The organism is Streptococcus sp. k-402 (genome assembly GCF_013277515.1).
Taxonomy (GTDB): domain Bacteria; phylum Bacillota; class Bacilli; order Lactobacillales; family Streptococcaceae; genus Streptococcus.
Window position 1 is genome coordinate 274,123 of record NZ_VMNB01000004.1, and the last position, 19,981, is coordinate 294,103.

Below are 19,981 nucleotides of genomic sequence, written 5' to 3' on the forward strand. Positions count from 1 at the left end.
CTATGCTTATATTATATAACGAAACCGTTTACTTTGTCAAGCGCTTTCAAACATTTTTTTAAAAAATTTATCTTTCATTAAATATGCATTTCATTAAAAGTTTAAGTAATTTTTCCAAAATACAGCACTCATATAGACAGTATCATCAATTATAGCCATTGGGATTTTTTGATTGCCAATTCCATGTATCTCTACACATGTCTTCAATCGATTTTGTTGTCCTCCAATTTAATTCCTTATATGCTTTGTCTGCATTTGCATAACAAGTTGCAACGTCTCCTGAACGTCTTGGAACTATTTTATAAGGAATAGGGATCTTATTAACACTTTCAAATGTATTTACAAGTTGTAATACACTAGTGCCTTCTCCCGAGCCTAGGTTATAGATATAAACATCTGTTTTTTCAGATACTTTTTCTAAAGCTTTTATATGTCCTATTGCTAAATCTACTACATGGATATAATCACGCACACCAGTACCATCAAGCGTATCATAATCATTTCCGAACACACTTAGCTCTGACAACTTACCTACCGCTACTTGTGCAATATAAGGCATCAAGTTGTTAGGAATTCCTGAGGGATCTTCCCCAATCAAACCAGACTCATGAGCACCAATTGGATTGAAATAACGAAGCAACGCAATACTCCATTCTGAGTCTGCCACATGAACATCTTTTAAAATTTGCTCAAGCATCACTTTCGTATACCCATAAGGATTTGTAGCACTTGTTTGCATTGTCTCAATTAGAGGTGACTGATTGTTAATTCCATATACAGTCGCACTTGAAGAAAAGACAATCTTTTTAACATTAAATTCTGACATCACTTCAACAAGTGCCAATGTACTCATAATATTATTTTTGTAGTACATCACAGGCTTTTGCACGGATTCTCCGACAGCTTTATAACCTGCAAAATGAATTGCAGCATCAATCGATTCTTGTTCAAATACCTTTCTCAATGCTTGTTTATCACAAACATCTAATTCGTAAAACACGGGACGTATTCCTGTAATTGCTTCAATACGGTCTAGCACCAAGATGCTAGAGTTCGAAAGGTTGTCGACAATGATGACTTCCTTTCCTAAATTTAGTAATTCTACTACGGTATGGCTACCAATATAACCAGCTCCGCCTGTTACCAATATTGCCATTTGGGTTTCCTCCTAATTAATTCCAACCGACTTAACAAATCTCATAAACGCTTCATGCCCAGACGGTGTATTCTTATAAACTCCTGCATCTTCCAGAACTCTCGCAAACACTTGTCCTGCTTCGTGTTGAACTACGCTATTAACCTCTTCTTTATTAATGCGAGGATATTTTTCTTTCAATTGGTCGGCCCATTCTAAATGATAATCCGCAATTACGTTTTCCTCTCCTAAAAGATATTTTCCAACTTCTTCTAACTCTGGTTTCAAACGAGGTGGTAATATCGCAAGTCCCATCACTTCGATTAATCCGATATTTTCCTTTTTAATATGTTGTACATCTTGATGAGGATGGAAAACACCATCTGGGTATTGTTCAGTAGTATGATTATCTCTTAGAACAATATTTAATTCATATCTCCCGTCCACTTTACGAGCAATAGGAGTCACCGTATGGTGTGGGACATCTTCAGTCATAGCAATGATGTCTACTTCTAAATCTGAATATTCTCTCCACTTATTTAGAATTTTAGTAGCTAAATCTAACAAGCGATTTTTATTTTCACTTTGTAACCTAATTACTGACATTGGCCATTTTACAATACCAGCATTAACATCCTCAAAGTCTTTAAAACGAAATTCACTCTCAAATTTTGCTTTTTCCATTGGGAAAATATGTTTCCCTCCCTGGTAGTGGTTATGACTAAGAATGGAGCCTCCTGAGATAGGAAGATCAGAATTTGAACCAGCAAAATATCCTGGCAAAATATCAACAATCTCCAATAATTGTTCAAATGTTTTAGAGGTAATAGCCATTGGTACATGTTGACTATTCAAAAATATCGCATGCTCATTAAAGTATGAGTAAGGAGAATACTGAAATCCCCATACTTCGTCACCAAGTTTCATCCGAATAATTCTATGATTCGAACGTGCTGGATAATTTATTCGCCCCTGATATCCTTCATTTTCCATACATAGTAAACATTTGGGATAATTAGTGGCTTTTACTAATTTTTCAGCAGCAATTGTTTTTGGATCTTTTTCGGGTTTTGACAAATTTATCGTAATCTCTAGCTCTCCGTATTTAGTTGATGCTCGAAACTCAATATTCTTAGCAATAGCAGAAGTTTTAATATAATCACTATCTTTACTTAACTTATAAAACTCTTCAACTGCTTCTTGAGGTGATATATCATATGAACTCCAAAAAATATCATTTAATCGACTAGGTAAAGGAACTATGAAATTCATTAACTCTGCTCCTAAACATTCCTTTTCCTCAATTAAATCTTTAATTTTACCGTTTTTTAAGGCGATTTCCACTAAGTAATCTTTTATTTGTTTCAGGTCATTTTCATCGGAAATGCGATCAGTTCCCTCCTCACCTATTAACGCTAGTACCCTATTTTTCACATATATTTTGTCAATTTCATTATACATTCCGTATTCAATTACTCTATCAACAAAATTATCAATAATTGTTTTCATATATTTTTCTTTCTAATTTATGTTCCCATATTTTCTATACATTATCCATTTATAAATTGATTGCGTAGTATGAGCAATTTTATCAAGGTGATGAATAATATCTAAAGCACCAATTACTTCAGAAACATTCCCATCATCTTCAAATATGTAATTCATTATTTTCTTTTCAATATTTATACTAAGCTCTTCTATCTCATTCTGTTTTTGTATAACAACCATATCTAAACATCCAAATTGTTCCTCTCTATAACAAGATATAGCCCTATTCATATGCAGTCCGATAACTTCATGAAGTATTTTTATTTCTGAAATAATTTTCTTCAAAATTTCATTATTTTGAATAATCTGTAGATTTTTTAAAATTTCAACAATTCTATCCCCAATACGTTCAATGTCAGTTGATATTTTTATTACACTAATAATTCTTCTTAAGTCATATGAAACGGGATGTTGTAAACAAATTAACTCATATCCTTTTTTATCAACATTTAGAACTGACTCATTTATGATTAAATCTTCTTTAATCAATTCTATTCGTTCTTCATTTGATAAATATTCAAATAACTTCTCGTATTTATCAAGCACAGATACCCAAATGGTCTCTAAATTATTTGATAATTCTATAATTTCATTTTCTAAATATAACCTTAACATTTAGGTACCTCTTCTTAACAAAGTTCAATAGTAACAATTAATATTTTAAACAATATATCAAACATCAATAACTAGAATACTTGCATCATCCTTCTTTCCATAGATTGGATCAATAGCAGAAGAATTAAATCTCATCTTAATTAACTCTTCAAAAGTCTTATTTTGATTATTTTGATAGAATTCATAAAAGCCATCGCTCATTAAAACAATTTGTTCACTAGTAACATCTATTTGATTAATAATAGCATGGTCTAAAAATCTCTCATCCAACGAACCTATCCAGTACCCACTCGGTTGATTAGATAATTTTCTGATTTTTTGTAAAATAATTTTTTTATTTAAAGCACTATTTGTACCAATTGAATCTTTTATCTCATTTTTTCCTTTTTCAAATAAGTTATCTACTCTATGATCAGTTATTTCCATTTCGTTTACTAACATGACGCAGTCACCTAGCATCATATACTCCAACTTTTTTTCTGAAAGTTTAGCAAATATAAAAGCAAATGTTGGTAAGCGATAATACTCTGTTAATTCATATGAGTTTAAACCGATTTCATCTTTAACCTCTAGTAAAGCAGTTTCAAATATTTGTTTAAGAGTTTTTGATTCTTTACAATTAACCGACAAACTTTCTGATAAAATATGTACAACTTCTGAGACTGAATAACCTATCTCCTCTTTAGAATTATATAAATCTGTAGCTCCATCGATAATCCAAAAATACTGATTTTGTGAACCTACAGTATCCTCATTTTCTACAGAACTTCCTTGTATCGAACAAATTTTATTTATCTTTACCATAATACTTCAACCCTTTTAGTGTCAAAAGTAAACCAATTCCTGTCACTGTTAAGAATAGTTCCATAATCTTGTTCGAACCAGTCTTTGGTAATTTTTGTTTTACATCTACTATTTCTTTAGATTTATTAATATGATTTTCAGTTTCTCTGCCATCTCCAACTATTTTATAGTTTACTTCTTCTGTCTTATTATCTTGTTTATTGTCGATCTTGTCATTCATTTGTCTATTATCTTTACTTGAGTTAAACTCTCCGTTCTTCTGGTTACTATCAATTACATTATTTGAATTAGATTGTTTTTCCTCTTTGTTTTTTTCTTTTTCGTTTTTATCACTTAAATTATTTGTTACAATTTTGTAAAGCCCATTCTCCGTTACAATATTGAAATTACCATCGCTATCACGTATAACAGGTTCTTTCCCATTTGCATTAGATTTGATGAATGATATATACTTACCGGATAAATTATAAAATTGGTTATTTAAAACGGTTATTTTACCCTTCGAATCCGCAATAACAATTCCTTCTTTACCACCGAATATACTATTCTCTGAGACTACTAAATTATCACTAACTCGTAATAATTCAATATTTGGTTGTTCTGTTTCCTTAGAATTATTATTAATTACATTTTTTGTTACAGTAATATCTGATACTTTTCCTAAATATTCTGCACTATCTTTTGCAACTCGTATCGCTTTTGTTTTAGGATCGGCAATATTAAATATATTTTCGGCGATAACCACCTGTTTATTTAAATCTAATAGGTCTTTAGTGTTTTTATAGCTATAAGCATTTACTAAAGCTGCTCCGCTTTCTCGATAATGTACACTCTCTCCTTTAACTTTCTTATCAAAGCGATTTCCTTTGATTAATACATCAGTGAATCCTGTAAAACGTACACCTGCATACATCATGTTATCAAAATGATTATTTAAAATTTTAATATTAGAGGGGTTCTGTGTCGACAATGTTTGATAGTGTGTGCCAATTGCTGTTACTAATTCCCCAGATTTATCACTTTTGCCAAAATAGGAATTTTGAATAGTCACATTTTCAGATTTTTTCCCATCATCATTCAAGGCATAAGGAAAACCTTTTCTAGTTAATGGTTCAATCTGAATGCTCTCCTTACTTATGATTTGCCCATCCTTCATCGTTTTGGGTAAGGCTTGCCCAAGAAAACGAGAATTATCAACTAATACATTTTTCGAACCTGCAATTTGAATAGCATGCCCTTGATAACTATCCTTGAATGTTACATTTTTTATAGTTACGTTATTTGAATTCCCAATAGCAAATGCACCTGAAGAATTTATAAGTGGTAGATTTTTTGCTTTAGTTCCTTCTTCATTCAAAGCACCGTTCATATCAATAGTACCACCAGAATAACTAATATCTTCTGTTGGGCCCCATTCTACTTGCGCACCATCATCCGTAAATAAACCTGTCATAAAAACAATAGAAGGGTGATTCTTAATATTTATACCATTTAGAATGGTAGCTTTCTCATTCAATTCTAAGTGTGTATGACTTTTTAAAAAAACAATTTCTTTTACTAAATAAGTTCCTTCCGGAAAATATACATTTCCTCCACCTAGCCCTTGAGCTGCAGCATCTATTGCATCTTGAATTGCTTGTCGATCATCATTAACCCCGTCACCTATTGCTCCATAATCTTTAACATTCAAAGCTACGTGTTCGTTCAGATTAGTACTTAAAATAGTATTCACTTCCATCCCAGAGATGTTACCCATCATAGTATCATTTGTTATATCAGGTTTATTTTGATTAATACTCACTCCTCCATTATTATCAGTACTTAAACTTGAATTGTTATCAAGACTGAGAGTATCAGGATGGGGTTCCGCAGATAATGATGTAGATGTGCTACTCAACAAAGAGTTCATTTGCATATTATCTTTAGACGAAGAAGTTTCACCAACTACTTCATTAGCTAAAACACTTTGTGTTCCAATAAATAAAACCGCTAAGAGAACTGAGCAAACTCCCACCTTAGACTTACGAATAGAGAAAACCTCATTTTGTTGAAAAGATTTCATATTAGCCTCCAATTAAAAATATTATGTCCTAATTTAATATTCATATAAATTCCATACCAGAAAATGACACCGCTGTCATTTTCTTTATAATATATTTTTAAATCAAAATTGTCAAGGAATAACACAATAAAATATCAAAATTGTGAAAGCGTGACCATTTATATATCTAACCATACTTCTAATAATTCTTTAACCTTCCATTCAAAAGTGATTACTATCTTTCTTAGCTTGAACATAAAAATATCCTATTCACTGTATTTAAAGCATGTTGACATCTTGTAAAATACTAATTTATAAATACAAGAACAAATATCTTGTCATGCAAGCATTCGCCAGGTATATTTACATGAATATCGTTCATATAGCGGATTGAAATCAAAACAATACAATATATTTCTTAAATAGATTTTCTATAAAAGCTAGATTCAAGCTCTATAAAAATAGACGCAGTTCTTCTAAAATACTGGAATAGGACATATAAATCATTGTAGACACGTGTTTTATAGATTATTTCAAAAGAATGACTAGAACATGAAAAATAGTCTCAAAACTTTGAACAATATTCTGAAAACAAAAAAGAAAGACGCGAGTTTCCACAACCTCATCGTGGAAACTCGCGTCTTTCAAAAAATAGGGTGAATTGAAAACTAGAACAAGACACTACATTTTCTAAATGATGCCTAATAAAAATTCTAAATGCTACACCAAATTGCTCACATCTCATTTCAAACCATACAGTATATTGAAACTATAAGAGTACACCTTTGCTTCTAAAATATTGCTAGAAATTAATTTGACTATCCTGATTGATTTGTCCTGTTTTTATTTCATTTTACTATAGGACTTTCAATTGAAAACAACAGTTTTACACTCAATTAGACTTTTTAGAAACAGAATCACTATTACTTGACTGTAGTTTGTCATTTTTTTGATGAAACTAGTACTTTTTCAGAAACTGTTTTGAAAGTCTCAATGATATAGTCTACTTCTTCATCGCTTAATTTAGTGTGAAGAGGGAGCGTAATTTCATTTTCAAAGAAGGCATAGGCCTTAGGATAGTTGGCTATATCAAAGCCAAGATTCTTATAGGCTGTCAAGAGCGGAAGCGGTTTGTAGTGGACGTTACTCGCAATTCCTGCTTTAGCCAATTCTTGGATGATAAGATTGCGTTCTTCTAAGCTCGCTCCTTCTACATGGGTGATGTAGAGGTGGCGTGAAGATTCGACAGTTTCAGTCTTGTGTGCCAAAGGATGGATGAGAGAACCTGCAAAACCACGATCATAGCGATCCACTATCTCCTTACGACGTTCTAGTAAACCAGGGTAACGGTCCAATTGTACCAAACCAAGTGACGCCATGATATCTGTCATATTGCACTTGTAGGCTGGTGTGACGATATCGTATTCCCATGAACCCAGTTGCATCTTAGCAAGAGCATCCTTGGTTTGCCCGTGAAGGGAAAGGATTTGGAATTCCTTGTACATCTCTTCGTCGTCAATCGCTGGATTGGCTTTCCAAGTGGCACTTCCACCCTCTGCAGTTGTAAAATTCTTAACGGCATGGAATGAGAAGGAGGTAAAGTCAGCGATAGAACCAGCTGGTTGTCCTTTATAAGTAGATCCCAAAGCATGGGCACTATCAGAAACAATCACGATACGGTTAAAGGCTTTTTGCCACTTGCTTGAAGCGGTAAAGAGATCACGTTTCTTCTCCACAACTTGGAACAAACGGTCATAATCGCAAACAATCCCTGCAAGCTCTACTGGGATGATCACCTTAGTTTTCTCAGTGATAGCTTGCTCCAGCAGGTCATAATCCATCTCAAAAGTATCTGCTTGAATATCCACCATGACAGGGGTCGCTCCTACGTGAGTGATGACACTACATGAAGCTGTATAAGTCATAGCTGGAACGATGACTTCATCTCCAGGACCCACTTCCAAAACACGCAAAATCAACTCAAGCGCGGCAGTTGCAGAGTTAAGACAGACAGTCTTAGGCGTCTTTGTGTATTGAGACAAGCGACGCTCCAGTTCTTTTGTTTTAGGACCTGTTGTGATCCAACCAGAACGCAGGGTATCCGCTACTTCAGCAATTTCTGCTTCCGTGATATCGGGTGGTGAAAATGGAATATTGTAATTTGGCATTGATTTGCTCCTTTTATCTGTACTCATTTTCTCATGACTACTTTATTTTAGCACTTCAAACACGGTTTGAAACATGATTTTGATGTCTCCAAGGAAACTAAACTCTCGGAGATAGGCGAGGTTATAGCGCATCTTTTCAGGGAGGACGTGTTCGACATAGGCTTGGTCAACTGACAGGCCTTTTTCGGTCATTTGACTGATAATAGTGTCCTCATCCTTGTAGTTGATGCTGGCTGGAGAGGTAATCCCTGCTGGTAAAAGTAAGGTCGCCATCATTTCAGGGCTATACTGCTCTGTGTAGCGTGGCACTTCAGGTCGTGTACCGACAAAGGACATTTCGCCTTTAAGGACATTGACCAGCTGAGGCAGTTCGTCCAAACGGACACGGCGGATAAAATTGCCAACCTTGGTAATGCGACTATCGTTAGCAGAAGTCACCAAACTTCCTTTTTTGTCTGCATCCGTCACCATGGTACGGAACTTCCAAATCTTGAAAGGTCGATTGTACTGGGTCACGCGCTCTTGCTTGTAAATCACTGGCCCCTTGCTATCCAACTTGATCCAAATGCTCAAGATGAGAAAGATGGGAGAGGCCAGAACCAGTAAGACCAAAGCTAGAACCCAATCCAAGCAACGCTTAAAAATCAGCGAACCCTTCCTTTTAGAGACAAGCTGGTAGTAAGACTCAACCTCGCTTGATTTCATTTCCACGGGCAAGTCTTCCCATTTCAGCATGCTGTTTCTCCTTTGTTTTTATTATACTATTTGTCAACATTTTTCATTATACCACAAAATAGAAAAGGCGGTGAAAGAAATCTGTAATTTGAAGGATTTCCTTCTTACACTCAATGAAAATCAATGTACAGCTTTGAGATTGCAGATAAAGCTGACATGGCTTGAATAGATTTTCAAAGAATATTAAGACATAGCACCCGCCTGCAAACTATACATCTTGTGATAGGTTCCTCCCAGAGCCAAGAGTTCTTCATGAGTTCCACTCTCAATGATGCGCCCCTTGTCCAAAACATAGATGCAGTTGGCGTCTTGGATGGTAGAAAGGCGGTGAGCAATGGCAATGGTTGTTCGTCCCTGTCTCATCTTAGCCAGAGAAGCTTGAACCAGACTTTCTGTTTCAGAGTCAATATTGGCTGTCGCTTCATCCAAAATCAGGATTTTAGGCTGACTGGCGACTGTTCTAGCAAAGGCAAGAAGCTGGCGCTGTCCAGTTGAAAAACTCGAACCACGCTCAGACACAGGGGAGTCGTAACCCTGCGGAAGTTCTTGAATAAAGGAATCTGCATCCACAAAAGCTGCCGCAGCCTGGACCTGCTCATCACTGATTTCTTGGTACATGGCGATATTGGACTTAATGGTTCCATGATAGAGGAAGGGATCCTGCAAGACCAGACCGATGTTTTTTCTCAACTCTTCCTGACTATAATCCCTAATATCCACACCATCCAAAAGAACTCGGCCTGACTGAAATTCATAAAAACGCATGAGGACATTGATAATCGAAGATTTCCCCGAACCTGTATGCCCTACAAAGGCAATGGTTTCACCCTTATTAACAGAGAAAGAAATATCATCCAGAATCTGATGTTTACCGTCATATGAGAAACACACATGTTCAAAACGGATATTGCCTTCTTGGACTTTGGCTTGCCCATCTTTTTGAAGAGGCTCATAGGTCTTCTCGTCAATCAAGGCAAATACACGCCCTGCAGAAACCATAGACGTTTGCAGGGTTGAAAAGTTTTGCGTCACCTCGATCAAGGGATCAAAGAGGCGATTGATGTACTGGATAAAGGCATACATGGTTCCGGCCGTTATCCCGATAGAAAGACCACGGTAGCCAAAATAGGCCATCAAGACAGCGTATCCTAGGAGTTTCAGCAAACTCATGGCAGGTCTCAAAAAGAGGGCATCCAAGGCTACAGAACGGTTGGCATAGACCAAGTGTTCTTGGTTGATCTCATCAAATTCTGCCTGCAGGCGCTTCTCTTGATTAAAGGCCTGGATTATCCTGATTCCCTCAATATTCTCTGCCAGCTTACTATTGATATCTGACAAGAGACTTCTGGTCTTCTCGATAATCTTGACTGATTTTTTCCGATAGAGATTGACCAAAAGGAAAATCAAGGGGAGAAAGAGCAAGACCAAAGCTGTCAAACGAAAATCCAACACCAACATGGTATAAAGGGTTGTCAGAAAGATGAAAACTGCTGAGATAAAGCTGGACAAAATTCCCGAAAACATATCACTGATGGTTTCGGTATCATTTGTCAAACGAGAAACGATGGAGCCTGCTGGTGTCTTATCAAAATAAGACATGCCCAGCTTCTCCATATTGGCAAAAGCATCCCGACGAATATCTCTAACGATGCTGTAGGATACGCGCGCAAAGAGAAGATTGCCGACATACTGAACTAGAGTTTGTAGGATATAAAGGTCATAATAGACCAGCAAAACGGTCACAGCGAGTTGGTTGAGATTGCTGAGATACTGGTCTATAAAGTGGGAAGCCACAAGGGGAATGACACTTTTGATGACTGTCGTCGCTAGTAGAAAACTGAGTGCCAAAAAGGTCAGGAGTCCATAAGGCTTGAGATAAGACATCAAGCGCTTCAATACAGTCCATTGTTCTTTCTTATTCTGCATCTTCTTCTCCTTTCATTTCCAGCTGCTGAGACTGGTAGGTTTGGGCATACCAGCCATCCATAGCTAGTAAGTCTTCGTGCCTGCCTCGTTCGATAATTTGACCATTTTGCAGAACCAAAATCAAATCTGCATGGACAACTGCACTGAGGCGATGGGCTGTGATAATGGTTGTCTTGTCCTGACGCGTTTCCTTAAGATTATCGACAATCGCATACTCTGTCTTGGCATCCACAGCTGACAAAGAATCATCCAAAATCAAGATATCAGGGTCTAAAATCATAGCCCGACTCATGGCCAGACGCTGCTTTTGACCTCCAGAAAGACTGACTCCTTTTTCACCAATCAGCGTATCAAATCCCTGAGGCATGGCTACAATATCTTGGTAAACTTGGGCTAGCTTAGTCGCTTCCTCGACCGCTGAAAGTGTTAAATCAGGATTCCCAAAACGGATATTGTCTAAGATCGAAGTCGCAAAGAGGAACTGGTCCTGAGGGACGTAGCCCATGAGACTACGAAGGTCTGTCAAACGGTAGTCACGAATATCGTGACCGTTTAGATAAATGGCTCCCTTATCCACATCGTATTCACGCAAGAGGAGTTTAATCAAGGACGTTTTCCCAGAGCCTGTCTGACCAACTAATCCCAATGTTTGCCCTTTTTCCAAACTAAAGTGAACATTTGTCAGTGTTTCCTCATTTTCAAATGCAAAACTATCAATGGCATACTGCAAGCGCCCATTTTCAATACTGTCTAGAGGAAACTCAGGGTCTTGTACAGGTGATTCCTGAGACAAAAGTTCCTCAATCCGCTGGTAGGAAACTTTCCCTCGCTGAGTAATATTAAAGAGGAAGCCGATGGCCATAAGAGGCCAAACCAGCATATCCAAATAACTGATAAAAGTGACCAGATTACCAACCGTAATTTGCCCTTTCTGAACCATCAAGGAGCCTACCAAGAGCGTTAAAACATAGGAGGAACCAACAAATAAGAGAACCATAGGGTCAAAGAGACTATCGTATTTCATGGTTTGCAGGTTCTTTTGGAAGGTCAATTCATTGACTGTCTGAAAGGACTTGAGCTCGTCCGCCTGGTAACCGAAAGACTTGGTCACTTTGATACCTGATACAGACTCCTGCACCTTGTTATTGAGTTCAGAAAAGGCAGCCTGTGATTCGCCAAAAGCCTTGTGGGTCTTTCTCCCTAGACGACTGGTCGCATAAGCCATGAAAGGCAGGGGTAGAATGGCAACCAAGGTCATTTGCCATGAAATGCTAAAGAGCATGGTCATCAAGGTCACTAAAGCCGTGATAGAGGCATCCACGGCAGACATAACACCACCCCCTGCCAGACGCGTTAGGGCATTGATATCATTGGTTGCGTGTGCCATCAGGTCCCCCGTCCGGTAGGTTTGATAAAAAGCTGGAGACATTTTTGTGAAATGTTCAAATAAGCGAGAGCGCATAATCTGTCCCAAACGGTAGGAAGTCCCAAGGATATACATACGCCAAACATAGCGCAGATAGTACATCCCAAAGGCTGAAAGAAGCAAGTAAAATAGGGCAAGAAGGAGGTCCTGCTGGGTTAATTGCCCCGATGTGATGGCATCAATGACCCTCCCCATAACCATTGGGGGAATGAGGTTGAGGACGGAAACCAAGACCAGAGCCACAATCCCGACTAAATAACGGCGTTTTTCTAACTTGAAAAACCACCAAAGTTTTTGAATAATGGACATAACATCCCTTTCTGATTGCAAATAGAAACCTGAGGCCAAGACCCCAGGTTTTTCTTATTCATAGGTTACGACTGTGACCGCACCCTTGTCATACTCAGCGATAAAGATATTGGCTACATTGTCATGCCCTTGCTTGCTGAGGTTATCAAGCAACCACTCTTCGTTACGACCAATCGACTCCAAAACATCGACTTGTATCACACCGTCAGTCACAACTGGATACTTAGGATTTTCATCTCCCATTTGGACCACGATGAGTTGGCCATTTTGCTCCTGCACAGCGCGTTTGACCTGCTTCATCTGGAAAATCCCTTGGCTACGAAGCTTGAGGGCTACTTCCGCTGCAGACAAACCAACTGAACGACAGGCTTCTGGGTCAATCTGACCATTTTTGATGAGGAGAGTTGGCTTACCATCAATCAAGCGTTTGACAAAATGAACATTGTTACTAAGCCACTTGAGGGTCAAAACCAAAATCGTCCACATCATCAAAATCACTGCGTACTGGAGAATGCTAATAGAACTATTGTAAATCACCCCACCGATAATACCACCGAGAACATAGTTCTGAATTTGGTCTGTCGCAGAGTTAGGCGCCAGATTTCCCTTTCCTGTCACATTGATAACAAAAACAAGCGAGAAAAGACCCAAGGCCAGTTTGATTAAAATTTCCATATAATTGAGTGTCATTTGTTTACCTCCACCAATTCAATAGCGTCTGTTTGATGCAATTCTAATTTCTCTAAAAGATACTTGTCTGGTTGGCTCCCGTTCATGGCACGATAGAAATTTGAACCTACCTTGATAAGTGCTCCATCAGTGGCTGCAGAAGTATTGACATAAACTTCTGATTTATCCACTCCCAAGTCTTTGGAAACAACCTCTATGAAATGAAGTGAAGTTTGAAATTGGTTGTTAGAGGCTTGATTGGTCTGGTATTTTGAGATTGTCACCAAAAGCATGGCCACCAAGGTCAAGGCCAAAATCATGACCAATTCCCGAAACTTAGTCCCCTTTTTATCTCGATAGGCTTTAAAAGCAAAAAATCCTGTGATAGCTAGGAGCACAATCCCAAAGCCAATCATCATTCCATTTTGCTGACTGATTTGGCTAAGTACATAGTCATATGAGTAAAATTTCATTTATTTTCACTCCCTTTCATAAAATCATTCTTAATTATAAACGAAAGAGAGTGATTTTTCAAGCCATACGTTGGGGAAATGGACATATCAGACCAACTTCTCAAACTAATGACTCCAGTAGCTATTTCAAGATTCTGATTTTGATAATTGATATGAATAAACACCAGGCATCAACACCACAAGTAGAAGTGTCAAGAAAAACACCCAGTAAACATATAGTTGAACAAAGGAATTTAGAAACAATAACAATCCTCCTAATACCCAAATTTTTCCAGCTAGACGATGCGTTTTTCTCCAGTTTTCATCATTCTCCAAGGTCCACGGTAGTCGAATACCGATTATATAATTTCGGTGTGTTTTTGGTAGATAATTTCCAATTACGATCATCACGACTCCCATAAAAATCTGAGCTAGTAGCCCACTCATCATGGAATAACCCAAATATTCTCCGAAGATAGAAATCATTAATAGACAAGATACAAAAGGAATAATCCAGTAAATCAAAACTTGTATTTTTGAACTGATATTGCTAGATTTAGGATCCTTAATCATTAAAAATAGAAGCAACCAATGCATCAAAAGCATGAGAGTCGGTAATCCAAAGATAGCAAACATTTTATGATTGTAGCCATCTGCTTGACCCAGTAGATTAAAATGAGTGGGTATCTCCTCTGGTAATTGATTCCAGAAAACACAACCTACAAGGGAAGGTAGTAGGATGAGAATGCTCGTAAATAATACCAATTTCTTATTGATTTTTATCTTCATCAAAATGATCTCCTTTCAGATCTGCTAACCAAACCATTATATCCTCTAAAACCGATGTATTTAACTCATAATAAATAAAGTTTTTTTCTTTCATTTCATGAATCAAATCCGCTGCTTTCAAAATCGTGAGATGATGTGAAATCGTTGCACTTGTCAACTCGAATTGACTGGCAATTTCTCCTGCAGATAATCTACCTGCTTTGAGTAAATTTAAAATCTCTCTCCTAACTGGATGAGAAAAGGCTTTAAAACTATTTGCAAAACTCATAATGGCTCCTTTCCCTTTGTAATATTAGTAGGGCTAGGACTAAGCAAGGTAGAACTGATAGTATTCCTGTCGGTGATGGGCCTAAAATCAAGAGGCTTGAAACTTTTTCTCCTGGTAATTGAAAGAGTAACCCAATACCTGCAGTTGCATTGATTGCCCCATGAAATAGGGCAGAAGCCCAGATAGAACCTGTCTTTTCCAACAACCAGCTCAACAATATTCCTAGGCTAAAACAAAATAGAAACATAGCAACAACTCCCAAAACGGGATAAGCAAAATAAGATAGTCCATAATTATAGCCTTGCAAATTGATTGGTAGATGCCAAATACTCCAAATGAGACCAAGCAAGACATGAGTCTGGACTAGTGAAAAGCGTTCTCTTAGAGCTGGGTAAAGATAGCCACGCCAACCAATTTCCTCTCCCAATGCAAAGAAACTATTAAGAAAAGGAGCGTAGGTCAAACTAGCTAGGATTTGAATCAAGGCCAAGAAAGATAAGGGAACGGTTGATTGAGAGACACCTTTTTCTTGTAAGATGGCTTGAATAGATTCAAAACCAAGGCTGAAATTGCTAGGGAATACAAGAAAATAAAGTCCCGCTCCTAAAAAACTGATGACAGCTGGTAACCAGATAGCTAGTAAGTAAAAGCGCCAGTTGCTCTTGAGATTCACAACTAATTTAGATTTGATTCCACTAGGTTGATTCGTGATTTTCCCTAAAATAAAGACTGCAAGTGCAGGCATCCACATGGCTACAATACTAGCAAGTTGACTCCATGGAGAATTTAGACCAACACCACTTAGCCATAGTGCCAACCATATTATCCAAGCAAGGGTATAAGCCAAGACCACAAAAAGAAGGATTGTTCTCTTATTTGACATATATGTAACGTCACTTTCTATTTAGATGTTTTTCTAAATAACATTATACACCTTTCCATTCTAAATACAATAACTATTTAGATTTTTTTCTAAATAGTTTAGGGAATTTTTATTTTCTCAGGATAAAGTCTAAAGAGTAATTTTCAAGCCATACGTTGGGGAAATGGACCTTTTTTTGGTATAATAAAATCTATAATCTGAATGAAAAAGGTAACTTTATGAAACTCATCTCATGGAATATTGATTCCCTCAATGCTGCCCTAACTAGTGACTCAGCTCGTGCCAAATTGTCCCAAGAAGTACTACAAACCTTGGTCGCCGAAAATGCTGATATCATCGCTATCCAAGAAACCAAGCTTTCTGCCAAAGGGCCTACAAAGAAACACTTGGAAATTTTAGAAGAACTCTTCCCAGGCTACGAAAACACGTGGCGCTCTTCCCAAGAGCCTGCCCGTAAAGGCTATGCTGGAACCATGTTCCTTTATAAGAAAGAACTCACACCCACTGTCACTTTCCCAGAAATCGGTGCCCCTTCTACCATGGACTTGGAAGGCCGTATCATCACGCTAGAATTTGATGAATTTTTCGTAACCCAAGTTTATACACCAAACGCTGGCGATGGCCTCAAACGCTTGGAAGAACGCCAAGTCTGGGATGTCAAATATGCTGAATACTTGGCTCAACTAGACAAAGAAAAACCAGTCCTTGCGACTGGTGACTACAATGTAGCCCACAATGAAATCGACCTTGCAAATCCTGCCAGCAACCGTCGTTCACCAGGATTTACCGACGAGGAACGTGCTGGATTTACCAACCTCTTGGCAACTGGATTTACCGACACCTTCCGCCACATTCACGGCGATGTTCCAGAACGCTACACTTGGTGGGCACAGCGCAGCAAGACTTCTAAAATCAACAATACAGGCTGGAGAATCGACTACTGGCTCACAAGTAACCGCATCGCTGACAAGGTGACTAAGTCTGATATGATCGACTCAGGAGCTCGCCAAGACCACACACCCATTGTCATGGAAATTGAACTTTAAGGAGGAATGCGATGGACTATCAGCCTGTCATTCCCGAATTTGTGGTATCTGACCTCGAACAGTCGCGCCACTTCTACTGCGACCTGCTAGGATTCTCTGTCGAATACGAGCGTCCAGAGGAGAAATTTCTCTTCCTCTCGCTTGAAGACTGCCAACTTATGCTAGAAGAAGGTAGCACAGAAGAATTAGCCCAACTAACCTATCCTTTCGGGCGCGGTGTCAATATTTCCTTTGGCATTGCAGATGTTCCTCAGCTCCACCAAAAACTGCTGGAAGCTGACTATCCTATCCATCGTCCCCTGACAAAAAGAGAATTTCGAGTAGGAGATAGCTTTATATATCCCCATGAATTTGCAGTTCTAGACCCAGATGGCTATTTTTTAAGATTTAGCGAGTAGAATAATAAAGATTGGGAAAAAGTCTTTAAAGTTAGAAAGAGGCATATTGTCAGGTGTTTAAAAACCTAATAATATGCCCTTTTATGATGGAAAAACCTTCTAAATGTTAGCTAATAAGTTAATTTTTTCCTATTTTTATTATATTTGTTCGTTTTTCAAACCAAAACACTAACAAAGTATTTGATTTATAAAGTTATTTAGTGTAAAATAAAAACATTGGCTCAAGCCTATTTAAAATTAAATATCGTTTTACTTGTTTATGTCGTGAATTGGCACGATGTTTCTACAAGGTGCCGGAACACCTAACAATAAGTAAGTCAGCAGTGAGGTATGGTCGTTTTTGCCACGCCTATTTTGGGGACTTACTTAGAGATTAAGTAAGTCCTTTTTCTATTTCTTGTTAGAAACTATAAACAAGCAAATGGATTGGCTTTTAGACTTTAGGAGGTCTTATGAAATTATTAGAAGAGCGCATCCTCAAGGATGGGCATATCTTGGGTGATAACATCCTCAAGGTAGATTCCTTTTTAACCCACCAAGTTGACTTTAGCTTGATGCGAGAGATTGGTAAGGTTTTTGCGGAAAAATTTGCTTCTGCTGGTATTACCAAAGTCGTGACCATTGAAGCGTCAGGTATTGCCCCAGCCGTTTATACAGCTGAAGCCTTAAACGTTCCCATGATTTTCGCTAAAAAAGCTAAAAACATCACTATGAACGAAGGAATCTTAACTGCCGAAGTTTACTCCTTTACCAAGCAGGTTACCAGCACCGTTTCTATCGCTGGAAAATTCCTCTCACCAGAGGACAAGGTCTTGATTATCGACGATTTTCTTGCTAATGGCCAAGCTGCCAAAGGCTTGATTCAAATCATCGAACAAGCTGGTGCCACAGTCGAAGCTATCGGTATTGTGATTGAAAAATCCTTCCAAGATGGCCGTGATTTGCTTGAAAAAGCAGGCTACCCTGTCCTATCACTCGCTCGTTTGGATCGTTTTGAAAATGGTCAAGTCATATTTAAGGAGGCAGATCTCTAATGCAAACTCAAGAAAAACATTCACAAGCAGCCGTTCTTGGCTTGCAGCACTTACTAGCCATGTACTCAGGATCTATCCTGGTTCCCATCATGATTGCGACAGCCCTTGGCTATTCAACTGAGCAGTTGACCTACCTGATTTCCACAGATATCTTCATGTGTGGTGTGGCAACCTTCCTCCAACTCCAACTCAACAAATACTTTGGGATTGGACTTCCAGTCGTTCTTGGAGTCGCCTTCCAATCCGTCGCTCCCTTGATTATGATTGGGCAAAGCCATGGTAGTGGCGCTATGTTTGGTGCCCTTATTGCATCAGGGATTTACGTTGTTCTTGTTTCAGGAATCTTCTCAAAAGTAGCCAATCTCTTCCCATCTATCGTAACAGGATCTGTTATTACCACGATTGGTTTAACCTTGATTCCTGTCGCTATTGGAAATATGGGAAATAACGTTCCAGAGCCAACTGGTCAGAGTCTCTTGCTTGCAGCTATTACTGTTCTGATTATCCTCTTGATTAACATCTTTACCAAAGGATTTATCAAGTCTATCTCTATTTTGATTGGTTTGGTTGTTGGAACTGCCATTGCTGCCAGCATGGGCTTGGTTGATTTCTCTCCTGTTGCAGCAGCACCACTTGTCCATGTCCCAACTCCACTCTACTTTGGGATGCCAACCTTTGAAATCTCATCTATTGTCATGATGTGTATCATCGCAACGGTGTCTATGGTTGAGTCGACTGGTGTTTATCTAGCCTTGTCTGACATCACAAAAGATCCAATCGACAGCACGCGCCTTCGCAACGGATACCGCGCAGAAGGTTTGGCCGTACTTCTCGGAGGAATCTTTAACACCTTCCCTTACACAGGATTTTCACAAAACGTTGGTTTGGTTAAATTATCAGGTATCAAGACTCGCCTGCCAATCTACTACGCAGCTGGTTTCCTCGTTCTCCTTGGACTCCTTCCTAAGTTTGGTGCCCTTGCTCAAATCATTCCTAGCCCTGTCCTCGGTGGTGCCATGCTGGTGATGTTTGGTTTTGTATCGATTCAAGGAATGCAAATCCTCGCCCGTGTTGACTTTGCTAACAATGAACATAACTTCCTTATCGCAGCTGTATCCATCGCTGCAGGTGTCGGACTCAACAACAGTAATCTCTTTGTCAGCATGCCGACAGCCTTCCAAATGTTCTTCTCAAACGGAATCGTCGTAGCCAGCCTACTTGCCATTGTCCTCAATGCCGTATTAAATCATAAAAAGAAATAAGAAAAAGAGGTGCGAGCCTCTTTTTTGTTTCTCTATATCCTTACCTGTCTGTCTTCTGACCGTTGGCCTGTGACAAACATGGTAAAGGTTGCCTTGCAGACATTTCTGCCCTCTTGATTGGTAATATCGACATCCACTACACAGGTTGTACGACCTTGATGGACACACTCTCCTTTAATGGTCAGCACATCGTCGAGTTTTCCTGCCTTAAGATAGTTGATAGAGGATTGGAGTGTCACCCCATCAAGCCCCAGCGAGATAACCACCAAACCACTGATCTGGTCACAAAGGGTAAAGAGATAGCCACCATGGGCATTGCCATAGTAGTTGAGCGATGAGTCCACTACTTTTGTCGTTACTACAACGTGACCATCTCTCATTTGTTCAATTTCGTAATTTTCAAAGGCAGATATAGCGTCAAAATGAAAGTCTTTCATCGTTTCCTCCTGATATTTCAAACGACACTATGATAC

At 38.4% G+C, this 19,981-nt stretch carries 19 protein-coding genes and 1 riboswitch; of the genes, 4 read left to right on the plus strand and 15 right to left on the minus strand.

Features of this window, described 5'->3' with window-relative positions; translation table 11 throughout:
- Positions 1 to 145: 145 nt before the first annotated feature.
- From galE to HT724_RS04180, 14 genes are all read right to left on the minus strand, one after another.
- Positions 146 to 1,156, minus strand: a complete 1,011-nt coding sequence (gene galE, locus HT724_RS04115; RefSeq protein WP_000996560.1) for a UDP-glucose 4-epimerase GalE — start codon at positions 1,154 to 1,156, stop codon at positions 146 to 148.
- A 12-nt stretch (positions 1,157 to 1,168) separates the two neighbouring features.
- Positions 1,169 to 2,644: a UDP-glucose--hexose-1-phosphate uridylyltransferase gene (gene galT, locus HT724_RS04120; protein WP_173276495.1), complete on the minus strand. Its 1,476-nt coding sequence runs from the start codon at positions 2,642 to 2,644 to the stop codon at positions 1,169 to 1,171.
- A gap of 12 nt (positions 2,645 to 2,656) precedes the next feature.
- The gene (locus tag HT724_RS04125; RefSeq protein ID WP_000945323.1) at positions 2,657 to 3,298 is read right to left on the minus strand and encodes a phosphate uptake regulator PhoU; all 642 of its coding nucleotides are present in this window, start codon (positions 3,296 to 3,298) and stop codon (positions 2,657 to 2,659) included.
- A gap of 57 nt (positions 3,299 to 3,355) precedes the next feature.
- Positions 3,356 to 4,102 (minus strand): protein phosphatase 2C domain-containing protein, encoded by a 747-nt coding sequence (locus HT724_RS04130; protein ID WP_084675176.1) that lies wholly within the window; start codon positions 4,100 to 4,102, stop codon positions 3,356 to 3,358.
- On the minus strand, positions 4,086 to 6,164 hold the full coding sequence (locus HT724_RS04135) for a glycosyl hydrolase family 28-related protein (RefSeq protein WP_173276494.1): 2,079 nt from the start codon (positions 6,162 to 6,164) through the stop codon (positions 4,086 to 4,088). Before HT724_RS04135 ends, HT724_RS04130 begins: the two co-directional genes overlap by 17 nt.
- Before the next feature lie 920 nt (positions 6,165 to 7,084).
- Entirely contained in the window at positions 7,085 to 8,311 is a 1,227-nt protein-coding gene (locus tag HT724_RS04140; RefSeq protein WP_173276493.1) for a DegT/DnrJ/EryC1/StrS aminotransferase family protein, read from the minus strand.
- Positions 8,312 to 8,353: 42 nt separating this feature from the next.
- On the minus strand, positions 8,354 to 9,046 hold the full coding sequence (locus tag HT724_RS04145; protein WP_000922194.1) for a sugar transferase: 693 nt from the start codon (positions 9,044 to 9,046) through the stop codon (positions 8,354 to 8,356).
- 183 nt (positions 9,047 to 9,229) lie between these two features.
- Positions 9,230 to 10,972: an ABC transporter ATP-binding protein gene (locus tag HT724_RS04150; RefSeq protein WP_173276492.1), complete on the minus strand. Its 1,743-nt coding sequence runs from the start codon at positions 10,970 to 10,972 to the stop codon at positions 9,230 to 9,232.
- Positions 10,962 to 12,707, minus strand: coding sequence for an ABC transporter transmembrane domain-containing protein (locus tag HT724_RS04155; RefSeq protein WP_173276491.1), 1,746 nt, complete (start codon positions 12,705 to 12,707; stop codon positions 10,962 to 10,964). The genes HT724_RS04150 and HT724_RS04155 overlap by 11 nt, the downstream gene beginning before the upstream one ends.
- Positions 12,708 to 12,761: 54 nt before the next feature.
- Positions 12,762 to 13,397: a DUF421 domain-containing protein gene (locus tag HT724_RS04160; RefSeq protein WP_000174458.1), complete on the minus strand. Its 636-nt coding sequence runs from the start codon at positions 13,395 to 13,397 to the stop codon at positions 12,762 to 12,764.
- On the minus strand, positions 13,394 to 13,849 hold the full coding sequence (locus HT724_RS04165) for a DUF3290 family protein (protein WP_000675343.1): 456 nt from the start codon (positions 13,847 to 13,849) through the stop codon (positions 13,394 to 13,396). The genes HT724_RS04160 and HT724_RS04165 overlap by 4 nt, the downstream gene beginning before the upstream one ends.
- A gap of 126 nt (positions 13,850 to 13,975) precedes the next feature.
- Positions 13,976 to 14,617, minus strand: a complete 642-nt coding sequence (locus tag HT724_RS04170; protein WP_080982470.1) for an SdpI family protein — start codon at positions 14,615 to 14,617, stop codon at positions 13,976 to 13,978.
- Positions 14,598 to 14,885, minus strand: coding sequence for an autorepressor SdpR family transcription factor (locus HT724_RS04175; RefSeq protein ID WP_049521689.1), 288 nt, complete (start codon positions 14,883 to 14,885; stop codon positions 14,598 to 14,600). The genes HT724_RS04170 and HT724_RS04175 overlap by 20 nt, the downstream gene beginning before the upstream one ends.
- The gene (locus tag HT724_RS04180) at positions 14,869 to 15,768 is read right to left on the minus strand and encodes a type II CAAX endopeptidase family protein (RefSeq protein ID WP_173276490.1); all 900 of its coding nucleotides are present in this window, start codon (positions 15,766 to 15,768) and stop codon (positions 14,869 to 14,871) included. The genes HT724_RS04175 and HT724_RS04180 overlap by 17 nt, the downstream gene beginning before the upstream one ends.
- A 218-nt stretch (positions 15,769 to 15,986) precedes the next feature.
- On the opposite strand from HT724_RS04180, the gene HT724_RS04185 reads away from it, so the two are divergent.
- The 4 genes from HT724_RS04185 (at position 15,987) to HT724_RS04200 (ending at position 19,508) form a co-directional block, all read left to right on the plus strand.
- Entirely contained in the window at positions 15,987 to 16,814 is an 828-nt protein-coding gene (locus HT724_RS04185) for an exodeoxyribonuclease III (RefSeq protein ID WP_173276489.1), read from the plus strand.
- 11 nt (positions 16,815 to 16,825) lie between these two features.
- Positions 16,826 to 17,212, plus strand: coding sequence for a VOC family protein (locus HT724_RS04190; RefSeq protein WP_173276488.1), 387 nt, complete (start codon positions 16,826 to 16,828; stop codon positions 17,210 to 17,212).
- Positions 17,213 to 17,445: 233 nt separating this feature from the next.
- A riboswitch (purine riboswitch) is annotated at positions 17,446 to 17,541 on the plus strand.
- Between the two features lie 123 nt (positions 17,542 to 17,664).
- On the plus strand, positions 17,665 to 18,246 hold the full coding sequence (locus HT724_RS04195) for a xanthine phosphoribosyltransferase (protein ID WP_173276487.1): 582 nt from the start codon (positions 17,665 to 17,667) through the stop codon (positions 18,244 to 18,246).
- Positions 18,246 to 19,508, plus strand: a complete 1,263-nt coding sequence (locus HT724_RS04200) for a nucleobase:cation symporter-2 family protein (protein WP_004256021.1) — start codon at positions 18,246 to 18,248, stop codon at positions 19,506 to 19,508. Before HT724_RS04195 ends, HT724_RS04200 begins: the two co-directional genes overlap by 1 nt.
- A gap of 32 nt (positions 19,509 to 19,540) precedes the next feature.
- On the opposite strand, the gene HT724_RS04205 is transcribed toward HT724_RS04200, so the two are convergent.
- The gene (locus HT724_RS04205; RefSeq protein WP_000651223.1) at positions 19,541 to 19,945 is read right to left on the minus strand and encodes a PaaI family thioesterase; all 405 of its coding nucleotides are present in this window, start codon (positions 19,943 to 19,945) and stop codon (positions 19,541 to 19,543) included.
- Between the last annotated feature and the right edge of the window lie 36 nt (positions 19,946 to 19,981).